The organism is Seonamhaeicola sp. S2-3 (genome assembly GCF_001971785.1).
Classification (GTDB): Bacteria; Bacteroidota; Bacteroidia; order Flavobacteriales; family Flavobacteriaceae; genus Seonamhaeicola.
The window spans coordinates 1,387,900-1,401,899 of record NZ_CP019389.1 but is presented as its reverse complement, the minus strand read 5'-3'; the positions used below and the strand labels follow the sequence as shown (position 1 = coordinate 1,401,899).

Below are 14,000 nucleotides of genomic sequence, written 5' to 3'. Positions count from 1 at the left end.
TTTACCAAAAATAAAAAAGCCTCTGTAAAACACAGAAGCTTTTAACAATCTTTTAATGAAAATGGATTTATACTAAATTATTTTCAATTAAATATTCTGCAATTTGTATAGTGTTGGTTGCGGCACCTTTACGGAGGTTGTCTGCTACAATCCACATATTTAATGTATTGGGTTGTGTTTCGTCTCTACGAATTCTACCAACAAAAACCTCATCTTTATCATGTGCATATATTGGCATTGGGTATGAATTGTTTGCAGTATCATCTTGTACAACAACCCCTGGAGTTTCACTAAGTAATTGGCGTACTTCATTTAAATCAAAATCATTTTCAAATTCAACGTTTACAGATTCTGAGTGTCCGCCAGCAGTAGGAATTCTAACTGCTGTTGCCGATACAGAAAATGTTCTATCATTCATTATTTTTTGTGGTTCTTGGGCTAATTTCATTTCTTCTTTGGTATAGCCATTTTCTAAAAATACATCGCAATGTGGTAATGCATTTCTACCAATTGGGTAAGGGTAAGCCATTTCACCTTCAATACCTGCAATTTCATTTTCTAGCTGTTGTACGGCTTTAACACCTGTACCAGAAACCGATTGATATGTTGAAACAACCACACGTTTCATGTTGTATTTTTTGTGAAGCGGATTTAATGCCATAACCAACTGTATTGTAGAACAGTTAGGGTTGGCAATAATTTTATCTTCTTTAGTTAGTTGGTCTGCATTTATTTCAGGAACCACTAATTTTTTAGTAGGATCCATTCTCCAAGCAGAAGAATTATCAACTACTTTAGTGCCAACTTCAGCAAATTTAGGAGCCCATTCTAAAGATGTACTACCACCAGCAGAAAATAACGCAATGTCTGGTTTCATTGAAACAGCCGTTTCTAAACCAACAACGGTGTAATTATTTCCTTTATATGAGATTGTTTTACCCACAGAGCGTTCAGACGCTACAGGAATTAATTCTGTTACAGGGAAATTACGTTCTGCAAGAACTTTTAGCATTACTTCGCCAACCATACCAGTGGCTCCAACTACAGCTACTTTCATTTTTTCTTTTTTTACTGTTATACTTTAGAGGGCACAAAATTAGGCATTAATTATACTTTTAAACCAAAAAAAAGACCTCATTTTTTTGAAAACGAGGTCTTTTTAACAACAAATAACAGAGTGTTATATATTTAACAAATGGTTATTTCTTTAATAAATCTCTAATTTCGGTCAATAAATCTTCTTGGCTTGGTCCTGCTGGAGCTTCTGGAGCTGGTTCTTCTTTCTTTTTCATTTTATTGATTCCTTTTACGATTAAGAACATAACAAAGGCCACAATAATGAAATCAATAACATGAGTTAAAAATGTACCGTATTCTAAGTAAACATCTCCTACCATTTCTCCAGCATCATTTAGTGTGCCGTCTTTTAGTTTGTATTTTAAATCTTTAAAGTCTGCGTTGAAAATTAACCCAATTAATGGAGACACAATACCTCCTGTAAATGATGTTACAACTTGTTTAAAAGCTGCACCCATAACAAAACCTACTGCAATGTCTACAAGGTTACCCTTCATTGCAAACTCTTTGAATTCTTTAAGCATAATTGTATATATATTTATAGTTAGTGAGACACTAAAAATATGAAAAAGTCACCAGAAAATACGTAAAACTATTTTAAAAAAGTACGTTTTACACGTTTAGAAATCCCAGTGATTAATTCGTATGAAATGGTATTGGCTGTTTCTGCTAAACTTTCGGCCGTGTTATTTGCATCAAAAATAATAGCTTCATCCCCTTCTTTACAATCAATATTAGTTATGTTTACCATAATCATATCCATACATACATTTCCAATTATGGGCGCTTTTTCCCCGTTTATGGTTACATAACCCTTACCGTTTCCGTATTGGCGGCCAATGCCATCTGCATGCCCAATGGGTAAGGTGGCAGTTTTAATATCAGCATTACTTTTAAATGCCATATTGTAGCCTACGGTATCTCCTTTTTTAACAGTATGAATTTGAGAAATAATGGTTTTAAGTGAAGCTATTGGGATTAAGTTTTGATTTTCTTTTTCAGAGTTTCCAAAACCATATAACCCAATGCCACTTCGCACCATATCAAAATGAGCCTCAGGATAATTTAAAATACCAGACGTATTGCACATGTGTAGCATGGGTTTGTAGCCAATACTGTTAATAAAGTTTTGAGCAATAGTTTTAAAGGTATTAATTTGGTTTAAAGAAAATGCTTTTTCATTTAAATCTTCGCTAGCAGCTAAGTGAGAAAAAATAGATGCTACTTTAATAGAGTTAGTTTCTTTTAATTTTGAAACAATAGAAGCTATGTCATTTTTATTAAACCCAAGGCGATTTAATCCGGTATTAAACTTTAAATGTACGGGATAATTGTTTAAATTTTTTGAAGTTGTTACTTTAATAAATTCATTTAAAACCTTAGTATTGTATAAATTAGGTTCTAAACAATTATCAATAATTGCATTAAAATTTGCAGGAAGTGGGTGCAGTACTAAAATAGGTAAAGTAATCCCCGCTTTTCTTAACTCAACCCCTTCACTAGCATAGGCAACGGCAAAATAATTGGCGCCTAAATGTTGCAGGTATTTTGCAATTTCTTTAGCATCACTTCCGTAACTAAATGCTTTTACAACAGCTAAAAATTTGGTGTTGTCTTTAATTTTAGATTTTAAATGCTCAAAGTTATGTTTAAGTGCTTTTAAATTTATTTCTAGAACGGTTTCTTGCGCTTTAGGCATCTTGGTCTTCAGGGTTTTTGGTGATTTCTTGGGGGTCATTAACATTCATATTTCTTACTTTATCACGCATCATGGCTTTGTAAAATGCGGCTCTACTTAAAGGTTCATATTCATCTACCTCACCAAGCATAACCAAATTATCGTTTTTAGCTTTACGGTAACTATATTGGGCTAAATTTCCGGTACGTGTACATACAGCATGCACCTTTGTAACATATTCTGCAGTAGCCATTAGGTTGGGCATAGGACCAAACGGATTGCCTTTAAAATCCATGTCTAAACCAGCCACAATTACTCTAATGCCTTTGTTTGCTAAATCATTACAAACTCTAACAATTTCATCATCAAAAAATTGGGCTTCATCAATACCAACTACATCGCAACCATCTGCCAAAATAGGTATGTTTGCGGCAGCAGGCACGGGTGTAGATCTAATTTCGTTGGCATCATGAGAGACTACCATATCTTCATCATAACGTACATCAATAGCGGGTTTAAAAATTTCAACTTTTTGTCTTGCAAATTGGGCACGTTTAAGTCTTCTAATTAACTCTTCGGTTTTACCAGAAAACATAGATCCGCAGATAACCTCAATCCATCCAAATTGTTCTTTATGATTTACCGTATTTTCAAGAAACATTTCGTAATTTTAGCACTAAAACAAAGCAATTTTTCGTTTTGTATAAAGGTGGCGTAAATTTATTAAAAATCAAAAGCCCACAACGCATTAATTTTAAAATTGTAGTAAGATGAAAAAGAAATTAGAATCTGAGTTAATAAGTATAGCCCATAAGATTCTTAAACTTAAAGGAAAAGAAGATGTTGTAAAGCTGCATGAAGAAGCAAGACTTGTTTATGAAAAACTCTCTGTTTTAAAATTTGCTCATGAAAATTTTGATGAAGATATACCAACCATTGGTAGCAATTCATCATTTTTTGGTATGCTAGATACTGCTTTTAATAATAAAGTGAGTGATAATATTGAAGTTGAAGATAAAATTTATGTTAATCTTGATGATGACAATGAAGAGGCCATTTCTGAGCCTTTAATGGAAACTATTAAAGACATGGTAGCCCAAATGCCTCATGAGTCTCAAGAAATTGATACCGTTTTTGAAGAAGCTATTTCTGAGCCTATTGCAAAACAAAATGATTTAGATGAAATAACTAAAGACTTTAAAGAAACTCCTGTTTTTGAACCAGTTTCTAAAGTTAAAAATGGTACGCAAGAGCATAAAAAATCTCTAAATGATAAATTAAAAAGAGGAGGACTTAACATTGGGCTTAACGATAAAATAGCCTTTATAAAACATTTATTTGAAGGAAAATCTGAAGATTATGACCGCGTCATATCTCAAATAAATACTTCGGAATCCTTTTCAGAAGCTAAACGTTTTATCACAGATATTGTGAAACCAGATTATAACGGTTGGAAGGGTAAAGAAGAGTTTGAAGAACGCTTTTTTGAAATTATTGAGGCTAAGTTTAATTAGCACATTATTTTAATGGAGGAGAGATTTATTGATGATGAGGTTTTTAATAAAATTGATTTTACAAAAAACCGTCTTGAAAAAGGAGAATATGATTCTTGTACTTTTATAAACTGTGATTTTTCTAATTCAAATACATCAGAAATTAGGTTTATAAATTGTGAGTTTAAAGATTGTAATTTAAGTTCTGCAAACATTTTTAATACAAGTTTTCAAGACGTTATATTTCAAGATTGTAAAATGCTAGGTATAAATTTTGAAAAGTGTTCAGATTTTGCCTTTTCTATTAAAATAGATACTTGTCAGCTTAACCATGCTTCATTTTATCAAAAGAAATTATCAAAAACAACATTTAAAAACTCTAAATTAAATGCTGTAGATTTTACCGAAAGTATGTTAAGTGATTCTATTTTTGATAATTGTGATTTACTAAATGCCACTTTTGAAAATACCAATTTAAAAGGGGCAGACTTTAAAAATTCTGTCAACTTTATTATTGATCCAGAAAAAAATATTATTGAAAACGCTAAATTCTCTTTACAATCTGTTATTGGGCTTTTAACAAAATACAATATTAAAATAACAGATTAGCATTTATTTATGAGTAAACTTTACCTTGTTCCCACGCCTATAGGAAACTTAAAAGACATCACTTTTAGAGCTATTGATGTACTTAAAGAAGTAGATTTAATTCTTGCTGAAGATACCCGTACATCGGGTAAGCTTTTAAAACACTTTGAAATTAGTACCCCTATGCAATCGCATCACATGCACAATGAACATAAAACCGTAGAAGGTATTGTGCAAAAATTAAAAGCAGGAACCACCATTGCCTTAATTAGTGATGCAGGAACACCGGCTATATCAGACCCTGGGTTTTTATTATCACGCGCTTGTATTGAAAATGATATTGAAATTGAATGTTTGCCCGGTGCTACTGCTTTTGTACCCGCTTTAGTGAATTCTGGCTTACCAAATGATAAATTTGTGTTTGAAGGGTTTTTACCTGTAAAAAAAGGCAGGCAAACCCGCTTATTACTTTTAGCAGAAGAAACTAGAACCATGATTTTTTATGAAAGCCCACATAAATTAGTAAAAACACTTGGGCATTTTTGTGAGTATTTTGGTGAAGATAGATTAGTTTCTGTATCAAGAGAACTTACCAAATTATATGAAGAAACTGTTAGAGGAACAGTAAAAGAAGTTTTAGAATATTATACAAATAAACCACCAAAAGGTGAGATTGTAATTGTGGTTAACGGTAAAAAATAGGCTTGTTGTTTCATTCAGAATATTTTGAAGTTTTAAGGATATAATAAATATAAAATGAACTTAAAAGATTTTAAGAAAAAACTAAAAAATACACCTAGAGCTATTGAGTTTTCTGAAACTATAGAAGTTATAGACTCTAACTATACATTTACACCAACGGCCTTTAAAAATGGCAATATAGAAAATGCCGAAGGACAAAATTCTGGGTCGTGCAAATTATTTGCTTTTGCAAAGAAACAGGGGTTTACAAAAGAAGAAACATTAGCTTGTTTTGGGCAGTATTATTTTAATGACGTTTTAAAAGACCCCAACGGAACGGGGCATCAAAATATTAGAAACTTTATGGTTACTGGTTTTAAAGGTTTAGTTTTTCAAAGAGACCCTTTAAAACAAAAATAAATTACAGTTGCTATTCAAAGTCATTAGGTTGATACGGTTTGAAATCTTGTTTCAAAATCTCAAATAAAATGGAACATTTACTCCAAAACATAAAACAATGCACTATTTGTAAAGCGCATTTGCCATTAGGTCCTAAACCTGTTGTATCTGCACATCCTAATTCTAAAATTGTAATAATTGGGCAAGCGCCAGGTACTAAAGTGCACGCTTCTGGTATTCCTTGGGATGATGCTAGCGGAAAACAGTTGCGTAAATGGTTAAATGTTTCTGTTGAAGATTTTTACGATGAAACCAAGTTTGCTATAATTCCTATGGGGTTTTGCTATCCAGGAAAAGGAAAATCAGGCGATTTACCTCCCAGACCAGAATGTGCTCCGCAATGGCATAAACTGTTGTTTGATGAATTGAAAAACGTTGAGTTGATAATTTTAATAGGCATGTACGCCCAAAAGTATTATTTAGGAAAAGCCGCGAAGAAAACTTTAACCCAAACCGTTAAAAATTATAAGGAATACTTACCCAAATATTTACCGTTGCCGCATCCATCACCACGTAATAGATTTTGGCTTACTAAAAATCCTTGGTTTGAGGTTGAGGTGTTGCCAGAGTTGAGGAAGCGGACTAATAATTACCTATAAAATAAAACCCCCAATTGTAGGGGGTATAAAACTTTAGGGGATATATTAGAATTAAAAAACTTTCATATAATTTAATGTCTATATTTAGTGAATACTAACTAAACTTAATCCTTATCAATATCATTTATACTAATAGCATTACTATCGTTATTGTAGTTGGGAGTAGTTTTTTCAGAAAGTAATTCACCATCTTTAAATTCCTGAGTAATTTTCATGTTATCTTTAACGTAAATTTTAGATATTACATCACCAGCCTCATTAAAAATTAAAGATGAATAAAGTTCGCCGTTTTTCATTCTAGATTCAGAACGTACTTGACCACCTTCATAATATTCAATGACTTTTCCATAAATTTTCCCTCTATTATAAGCAGAAAATTTCTTTAGTTTTCCAGAAGAATAGTATAATAAGTCTTCCCCATGAAGTTTCCCTTTAAAATACCTAGAATGGGTGAAAACTTTACCATTGTTATGGTATACAATATAATCCCCGTTTAAAAGGCCTTCTTTTACAGAAAACTCTTCCCACTTTTTAGATGAGTCACCAACAATATAGTAACCATTCATAACCTTTTTAGAAATCTTATCTCTATATATTGTTACACCGTTTCGGAAATCAACAATATAAGAGTCTCTTGGAATAAATTTAATTCCGTCATCGTTTGTTTCATTTTTGCAATTAAAGAAACTTAATAACGTACAAAATAGTAGTGCTATAACAGCAATTGTAGTTTTTTTCATATTAAATTGGTAATTTGGTTACTACGAATGTAATAATAAATGTTTAAAAAACAAGATGTTATGCAAAAAAAATCGATAAAATGAATTTAGTTGTGGATTTTTCTTAAAAAATAAAATATTATAAGATTTAATATAAACTTAGTTAGTTTTCTGTTTAAGAAATAAAATTATTTAGTGATTAATTTACTTTTCTGCTTTAATCAAAGTACCAAGTTTAAGCTTTATAAGTTGTTCTATTTAATTATAACTCTTAAATCGTAAATCAAAACCTTTGTACAAAACAATTTATTGGTGTTTCCCCTTCTCCCAACCATGTTTTCCTAAATATTGCTCGCCACTTTCAACAGCACCATTTTCAATAGTAGTTCCCATAGAGTCGTTCCACCGGTTTAGGTAACCAAATAGTGAAATTACACCCAGCATTTCAACAATTTCACCTTCATTCCAATGCTCGTATAAACGTTTTTTAATGGTTTCATCAACCGCATTAGGTACTTGGCTTGCTGCCAAACTAAAATCTAAAGCAACCCGTTCAGCTTCGCTAAACGCGGGGTGTGTTCTATACTCCCAAATATTATCTAATTGTTCTTGTTTTGCTCCGTAACGTTCGGCAGCTCTAATAGCATGCGCTTGACAATATCTACACCCTGTAGCATTACTGCTTACCCAAGCAATCATACGTTTTAAGGCAGAAGTTACGCGTCCTTCGTTAGCCATAACCGCTTTATTTAAATTTATAAAAGCTTTACTTATGGCAGGTCTGTGCTGCATGGTAAGTACAGAGTTTGGGCAAAACCCTAAGGTTTCATTAAAGAATTCTGCCAATTTTTTGGTTTCTAAATCGTGGTTAGCAGATAATGGTGTTACTAAAGGCATATGTAATTTTTAAGTAGTATTTTTGACTACTACAAGAAACAAAATAATTTAGATATGGCAGTAAAAGTTTCTACAAAGTGGTTGGGAAATATGCGATTTGAAAGTACCAATCCGTCAGGACATAATTTATTTATTGATGCAGGTGAAGAAAACGGTGGTAAAGGCGAAGGCTACAGGCCCAAAGCCTTAATGCTTTCTGGTTTAGCGGGTTGCTCTGGTTTAGATGTAGCATCCTTAATTAAAAAAATGAAGTTAGATGTTGATGATTTCAATATTGAAATTGAAGCAAATTTAACCGAAGAGCACCCAAAATATTACGATAAAGTGGCAATGCATTTTCACTTTTACGGAAAAGATTTAAACGAAAAGAAATTACAACGCGCCGTAGATTTATCAATTGAAAAATATTGCGGTGTTATGGAAATGTTCCGTCAGTTTTCAGAATTAAATATTGAAACTCATTTTCATAAGTCTTAAACATGCGCTGGACGCTTAAGCCAAAACCAAATCAAGAAAAAGTTGAAGCTTTACAAAAAGCTTTACAAGTTAGTGAGCCTATTGCAACTTTATTGGTACAACGTGGTATTGAAACCTATGACCAAGCAAAGGCGTTTTTTAGACCCAGCTTAAATGATTTACACAACCCATATCTCATGAAAGATATGGATAAGGCTGTTGAACGTATTGAAAAAGCCATTGCCAATAAAGAAAATATTTTGGTTTATGGCGATTATGATGTAGATGGAACTACGGCCGTGGCTTTAATGTCATCTTACCTAAAAACGAAACACGCATTGGTTTATACCTATGTACCTAATAGGTATGATGAAGGTTATGGCGTGTCTAAAAAAGGCATCAACTTTGCTTTAGAGAATGATTTTTCACTCATAATAGCTTTAGATTGCGGCGTTAAAGCTGTTGAAAAAGTAGCCTATGCAAAATCTTTAGGTATTGATTTCATTATATGTGATCATCATAGACCAGGAGCAGAAATACCCAAAGCAGTTGCCGTTTTAGACCCCAAACGTGAAGATTGCGAATACCCATATAAAGAATTATGTGGTTGTGGCGTGGGGTTTAAACTCATTCAAGCTTTAGCTCAAAAAGATGGATATACTATTGAAGATTTAATACCGTACTTAGATTTAGTAGCCACAGCAATAGGTGCAGATATTGTTCCTATAAATGGCGAAAACAGAGTGTTGGCTCATTATGGTTTAAAAGTTATAAACTCAAACCCCAGACCTGGTATTAAAGCTATACTAGATCAGGTTGAAAAAACAGAACTTACCATAACAGATGTGGTGTTTATTGTAGCCCCAAGAATAAATGCTGCAGGACGTATGAAACACGGTAATTATGCAGTAGCATTGTTAGCCGAAGAGGAATCAGAAAAAGCAAATAAGTTTGCCGCAGAAATTAACGAGTATAATTTAGATAGACGAGAAACAGATAAAGACATTACAGAGGCAGCGCTTAAACAAATTGAAGAACAAAAAGAACAAGACCGCTTTACAACTGTTGTTTATAACGAAACTTGGCATAAAGGCGTTATTGGTATTGTAGCTTCTAGATTAACAGAAACCTATTACAGGCCAACACTAGTATTTACCAAAAGTGGTGATAAATTAGCAGCTTCGGCACGCTCTGTTAGAGATTTTGATGTTTACGAAGCTATTGCTGCTTGTAGTGAATATGTTGAACAATTTGGAGGACATAAATACGCAGCAGGTTTAACGCTTAAAGAAGAAAATTACGAAGCTTTTAAACAGGCTTTTGAAGATTTTGTTTCAAAAACTATTGATAAAAACTTGCTCATTCCAGAAATAAAAGCAGATATTAAAATTGATTTAAAAGATATTACCCCTAAATTCTATAGAATTTTAAAACAATTTGCACCCTACGGACCCGAAAATATGACTCCCATTTTTATGACCGAAGATTTAGCAGATACTGGCCATGGTAAATGTGTAGGGCAAGATAAAACACATTTAAGGGTTACGGTTTCTCAACCCAACTCAAACACTTTTGTTGGAATTGGTTTTGGAATGGGTGATAAATTCAATATTATTTCAGATAAAAAACCTTTTAAAGCAGTGTATTCTATTGATGAAAATGAATGGCAAGGAAACGTATCACTTCAACTTAAATTAAGAGATATAAAACCATAACATGGCTAAAAACGACCCCTACGCAGCCTTACGTATAAAGGAATTCAATATCTTTTTATTGCTCCGGTTTTTGTTAGTATTTGGGTGGTCTATGCAATTTATTGTTATAGAATGGGAAGTGTATAGTTTAACAAAAGACCCTTTAAACCTTGGTTTAATTGGGTTGATGGAAATTATTCCCGCTTTTACCATGGCGCTTTTTGCAGGACATATTGTAGATCAAAATGAAAAACGCAACTTGTTAGCTAAGTGTATTGCCGCTTTTTCTTTTATTAGCTTGGGCTTATTTTTGTTAACTTCTGAAAAAATTGTTTCTAATTGGACAACCCAAAATATTTTAATAGGCATTTATGCTTTGGTTTTTTTCGGAGGCTTTTTAAGATCTTTTTTTGGTCCCACCATTTTCTCATTGGTGGCTTTAATAGTGCCTAAAAGAGTGTATCCAAATGCCGCAACTTGGAGCACAAGTACTTGGAAAGCAGCAGGCGTTTTAGGTGCTCTTTTTGGTGGGTTTTCTATTCATTGGATGGGTGTGCCCAAAACGCTTTGTTTGGTATTTATTATGGTAATGTTCTCATTAGTGATAACATTTAAAATTAAAAAGAAGCCTATTTTAAACCCCAAAATTGGGGAGTCTGTAAAAGAAAGTTTAAAGGTTGGTGTGCGTTTTGTATTTAGTAATAAAGCCATTTTAGGGGCATTAACTTTAGATATGATTGCTGTGTTATTTGGCGGAACAGTAGCACTTCTTTCGGTATTTGCTCAAGATATTTTACAGGTAGGTTCTAAAGGTTTTGGTATTTTAAACGCATCTATTTCTTTAGGGAGTATTTTATCTATGTTTTTAACTACGTATTTGCCAGTTAACAGAAATACAGGCGTTAAACTATTAGGTTCTATTTTTGTTTTTGGACTTTGTATTATTGCGTTTGGACTCTCTTCAATATTTTGGGTTAGTATTTTAGCCTTGTTTTTAAGTGGTGCTGCCGATGGTATTTCAATGGTTATCCGTCAAACGATTTTACAATTAAAAACTCCTGATGAAATGCGCGGACGAGTATCATCCGTAAATTCTATGTTTGTTGGGTCTTCAAACGAATTGGGTGCTTTTGAAAGCGGATTAGCAGCAAAATTACTTGGCCCTGTTACTGCTGTGGTTTTGGGAGGAACAATGACTCTTCTTACTGTAATTGCTGTTGGAATTAAAAATCCTATACTAAGGACTTTAGATTTAACTAAAGATATTGAAGAGCATGAAAACGATACCTAATAGGTTTTTAGTTCCATGTTTTCTCCATCAAAAACTCCATAGGTGTAATAGTTAATCCAATCGCCTAAATTAATATATTTTGAAGTTTTGTTCAGGTTTATATTTAATGGTAAATGCCTGTGACCAAATACAAAATAATCACGGTGTTTATCTTCTAATTTTCGTTTGCAATACTGTACTAACCATTCATTATCTTCACCTAAAAATTTGGCATCTTCTTCACCAGAAATAAGTTTGTTTTTAACCGATAGATGTTGCGCTAATTTTACACCTAAATCTGGATGTAACCAACGGAATAACCATTTACAAAACGGGTTAGTAAACACTTTTTTCATGCGTTTGTAACCTTTATCTCCAGGACCTAATCCATCGCCATGGCCAATAAAAAAGGTTTTGTTATTAAATGTAAATTCTTTGGGTTTATGAAAAACAGGTATGTTTAGTTCTTCTTCAAAATAGCCATTCATCCAAAGGTCATGATTGCCAACAAAATAATAGATTGGAATACCAGAATCACTAATTTCTGCCAATTTACCAAGGGTTCTTGTAAATCCTTTTGGGACAACCCGTTTGTAATCCATCCAGAAGTCAAATAAATCACCTAAAAGAAAAATGGCAGCAGCGTCTTCTTTTACCTCATCTAACCAAGCAACAAATTTTTTTTCTCTTGGTAATGAAGCCTCTTTGGTGGGAGCACCTAAATGATTGTCTGAAGCGAAATATATTTTTTTTCCTTTGGGAATTTGCATGTGTAAATATAGTATATTCTATTTATGCGCTAACTTTTTTATAATATACGCTTCGTAATTTTCTGTAAACCAATAAATAAATGGCGGCCATTGAAAATGAAATGAAAGTACCTAAGTAAATACCATATAATGGGTAAACTATGGAAACTGACAAGGAGTAAATTATTAAAGAAAACATACCAATAGGTACATTTTTAATTACTGTATGCACCTGTTTTTTTGAATATGTAAAATGAATAATGAGTATTAAAGGAAACAGCGTTGTTGGAAAAGCAGAAAAAAGACCCGCCCAAGTAGAGCCAACAAGTTTTGGAATACTAGTAATTAATAATATTATGGAGGCAGCTAATATGGCTCTTATAAAAAGTGTTTTATAATTAAGTTTTACTTTATTTTCAATTTGTACATTTTCAATTTTTTTAAAAAGATAGAGGTATATAAATGAAAATGAAACAGGAATTAAAATGGCAATATATTTATTAAGTTCAATAAAATGTAGTAGCCAAACAATAATAAAATAACCCAAAATTGAAGATAAAGAAGACAACAAGATGTTGTATTTAGTAAAATACGATGAGGCTAGATAATAGATATAAACAAAAGACAATTGCGCTGTTAAACCAACCATGTTATAAACCGCACTTATTGAAGCAAATTCTGAATTTATTTCTAACCCAAAAAAAAATAAAGTAATAGCAGACCCTGTTGGAAAAGCAGATAATACTCCAGCAACTTTAGGACTAACATTTTCTGCCAGAAGAGATAAACCTATTACAAACCCTATAGCAATAACTAACTTAATTAAGAATAATAGCTCTGGCATGCTTTTTTAATTTTTAATTGAAACCAAATTTTAATGATAAATTTTAAATATTATCATAAGCATACCATTCTGCAAAACTAGTGGTTGTTTCTTGTAGCTTTAATGAATGTAATTTGATGTTTTTTGGTAAACGTGGTTGAATTTTTTTGGCAAAATCAATGACCATCATTTCGCTAGTTGGTTGGTAATCTACTAACAAAACATTGTGCCCGTGTTCTTCTAACTTTTTAGCCAATTCTACATGAGGTGTGTTTTTGTTAAATACGGTAGCGTGGTCAAACACATCAACTATTTCTTCTTCTACAATTTTTTTAAGGTCGCCAAAATCTATAACCATACCGTATTTTACGTTAGTTTTATCTGAAATTGGCTGCCCAATAACAGTTACGTGTAATTGGTAGCTGTGTCCGTGTACGTTTTTGCATTTTCCGTCATACCCATAAAGAGCGTGACCAGTTTCAAAAGAAAATTGTTTTGTGATACGAATGTTGTTTCCCATTATCTTCGTTTTCCTCGGTTTCTGTTTATTATATAAACCACAATTAAAACTATGGCTAGTAGTAAAAATAATCCGTTGCCTGTTAAAAAACCTAGTATATCCATTTTTTTAATCTTTGTTCATTCTTTTTTTATTGTATCGGTAAATTACATAGGCTAATAATACCAAAATAACAAAAGGCAACATAGAGCCAATAAACACGCCAATTTCGTAACCTTTATCGGGTGCATTTTTTAATTTTTCTTCAATATCTACTTGCTGTAAAAGTGTAGTAAGCAATGACATGTTAGGTTGTAA

At 32.5% G+C, this 14,000-nt stretch carries 18 protein-coding genes; 8 read left to right on the top strand and 10 right to left on the bottom strand.

Going from position 1 to position 14,000, the window contains the following annotated elements; genetic code table 11:
- Positions 1 to 67 precede the first annotated feature (67 nt).
- The 4 genes from BWZ22_RS06540 to BWZ22_RS06525 all read right to left on the bottom strand — a co-directional run bounded on the left by BWZ22_RS06540 (position 68) and on the right by BWZ22_RS06525 (position 3,416).
- Positions 68 to 1,057 carry an aspartate-semialdehyde dehydrogenase gene (locus tag BWZ22_RS06540; protein WP_076698798.1) on the bottom strand — a complete coding sequence of 330 codons (990 nt, stop codon included), beginning with the start codon at positions 1,055 to 1,057 and terminating at the stop codon, positions 68 to 70.
- 142 nt (positions 1,058 to 1,199) lie between these two features.
- On the bottom strand, positions 1,200 to 1,601 hold the full coding sequence (gene mscL, locus BWZ22_RS06535; RefSeq protein WP_076698797.1) for a large-conductance mechanosensitive channel protein MscL: 402 nt from the start codon (positions 1,599 to 1,601) through the stop codon (positions 1,200 to 1,202).
- A 68-nt stretch (positions 1,602 to 1,669) separates the two neighbouring features.
- Positions 1,670 to 2,776 carry an alanine racemase gene (gene alr / locus BWZ22_RS06530; RefSeq protein ID WP_076698795.1) on the bottom strand — a complete coding sequence of 369 codons (1,107 nt, stop codon included), beginning with the start codon at positions 2,774 to 2,776 and terminating at the stop codon, positions 1,670 to 1,672.
- The gene (locus BWZ22_RS06525) at positions 2,769 to 3,416 is read right to left on the bottom strand and encodes a thymidine kinase (RefSeq protein WP_076698794.1); all 648 of its coding nucleotides are present in this window, start codon (positions 3,414 to 3,416) and stop codon (positions 2,769 to 2,771) included. Before BWZ22_RS06525 ends, alr begins: the two co-directional genes overlap by 8 nt.
- Positions 3,417 to 3,525: 109 nt before the next feature.
- On the opposite strand from BWZ22_RS06525, the gene BWZ22_RS06520 reads away from it, so the two are divergent.
- The 5 genes from BWZ22_RS06520 (at position 3,526) to BWZ22_RS06500 (ending at position 6,575) form a co-directional block, all read left to right on the top strand.
- On the top strand, positions 3,526 to 4,269 hold the full coding sequence (locus BWZ22_RS06520; RefSeq protein ID WP_076698793.1) for a hypothetical protein: 744 nt from the start codon (positions 3,526 to 3,528) through the stop codon (positions 4,267 to 4,269).
- 12 nt (positions 4,270 to 4,281) lie between these two features.
- Positions 4,282 to 4,857, top strand: a complete 576-nt coding sequence (locus BWZ22_RS06515; protein WP_076698792.1) for a pentapeptide repeat-containing protein — start codon at positions 4,282 to 4,284, stop codon at positions 4,855 to 4,857.
- 9 nt (positions 4,858 to 4,866) lie between these two features.
- Positions 4,867 to 5,538 carry a 16S rRNA (cytidine(1402)-2'-O)-methyltransferase gene (rsmI, locus tag BWZ22_RS06510; protein ID WP_076698790.1) on the top strand — a complete coding sequence of 224 codons (672 nt, stop codon included), beginning with the start codon at positions 4,867 to 4,869 and terminating at the stop codon, positions 5,536 to 5,538.
- Between the two features lie 54 nt (positions 5,539 to 5,592).
- The gene (locus tag BWZ22_RS06505) at positions 5,593 to 5,937 is read left to right on the top strand and encodes a HopJ type III effector protein (RefSeq protein ID WP_076698789.1); all 345 of its coding nucleotides are present in this window, start codon (positions 5,593 to 5,595) and stop codon (positions 5,935 to 5,937) included.
- A 68-nt stretch (positions 5,938 to 6,005) separates the two neighbouring features.
- Positions 6,006 to 6,575, top strand: coding sequence for a uracil-DNA glycosylase family protein (locus BWZ22_RS06500; protein ID WP_076698787.1), 570 nt, complete (start codon positions 6,006 to 6,008; stop codon positions 6,573 to 6,575).
- A 104-nt stretch (positions 6,576 to 6,679) separates the two neighbouring features.
- Here the strand turns inward: BWZ22_RS06500 and BWZ22_RS06495 are convergent, their stop codons facing one another.
- Both BWZ22_RS06495 and BWZ22_RS06490 read right to left on the bottom strand, forming a co-directional pair.
- Positions 6,680 to 7,315, bottom strand: coding sequence for a toxin-antitoxin system YwqK family antitoxin (locus BWZ22_RS06495; protein WP_076698786.1), 636 nt, complete (start codon positions 7,313 to 7,315; stop codon positions 6,680 to 6,682).
- Positions 7,316 to 7,600: 285 nt separating this feature from the next.
- Complete coding sequence (locus BWZ22_RS06490) at positions 7,601 to 8,191, bottom strand: carboxymuconolactone decarboxylase family protein (RefSeq protein ID WP_076698784.1); 591 nt, start codon at positions 8,189 to 8,191, stop codon at positions 7,601 to 7,603.
- Between the two features lie 54 nt (positions 8,192 to 8,245).
- Between BWZ22_RS06490 and BWZ22_RS06485 the strand changes: the two genes are divergently transcribed.
- Genes BWZ22_RS06485 through BWZ22_RS06475 form a run of 3 tightly spaced genes read left to right on the top strand, consistent with a single transcriptional unit; the run spans position 8,246 to position 11,632 of the window.
- A complete protein-coding gene (locus BWZ22_RS06485) occupies positions 8,246 to 8,668 on the top strand; it encodes an OsmC family protein (RefSeq protein ID WP_076698783.1) in 423 nt (140 codons plus the stop codon).
- 2 nt (positions 8,669 to 8,670) lie between these two features.
- Positions 8,671 to 10,362 (top strand): single-stranded-DNA-specific exonuclease RecJ, encoded by a 1,692-nt coding sequence (gene recJ, locus BWZ22_RS06480; protein ID WP_076698781.1) that lies wholly within the window; start codon positions 8,671 to 8,673, stop codon positions 10,360 to 10,362.
- A 1-nt stretch (position 10,363) separates the two neighbouring features.
- Positions 10,364 to 11,632 (top strand): MFS transporter, encoded by a 1,269-nt coding sequence (locus tag BWZ22_RS06475; protein WP_076698780.1) that lies wholly within the window; start codon positions 10,364 to 10,366, stop codon positions 11,630 to 11,632.
- Here BWZ22_RS06475 and BWZ22_RS06470 read toward each other — a convergent pair.
- The 4 genes from BWZ22_RS06470 to BWZ22_RS16740 all read right to left on the bottom strand — a co-directional run bounded on the left by BWZ22_RS06470 (position 11,629) and on the right by BWZ22_RS16740 (position 13,988).
- The gene (locus BWZ22_RS06470; protein WP_076698778.1) at positions 11,629 to 12,381 is read right to left on the bottom strand and encodes a UDP-2,3-diacylglucosamine diphosphatase; all 753 of its coding nucleotides are present in this window, start codon (positions 12,379 to 12,381) and stop codon (positions 11,629 to 11,631) included. The two genes, BWZ22_RS06475 and BWZ22_RS06470, sit on opposite strands and share 4 nt — an antisense overlap.
- A 22-nt stretch (positions 12,382 to 12,403) precedes the next feature.
- A complete protein-coding gene (locus tag BWZ22_RS06465) occupies positions 12,404 to 13,204 on the bottom strand; it encodes a hypothetical protein (protein ID WP_076698777.1) in 801 nt (266 codons plus the stop codon).
- Positions 13,205 to 13,247: 43 nt separating this feature from the next.
- On the bottom strand, positions 13,248 to 13,703 hold the full coding sequence (locus BWZ22_RS06460) for a 6-carboxytetrahydropterin synthase (RefSeq protein ID WP_076698775.1): 456 nt from the start codon (positions 13,701 to 13,703) through the stop codon (positions 13,248 to 13,250).
- A gap of 108 nt (positions 13,704 to 13,811) precedes the next feature.
- The gene (locus BWZ22_RS16740) at positions 13,812 to 13,988 is read right to left on the bottom strand and encodes a hypothetical protein (protein WP_198027657.1); all 177 of its coding nucleotides are present in this window, start codon (positions 13,986 to 13,988) and stop codon (positions 13,812 to 13,814) included.
- Between the last annotated feature and the right edge of the window lie 12 nt (positions 13,989 to 14,000).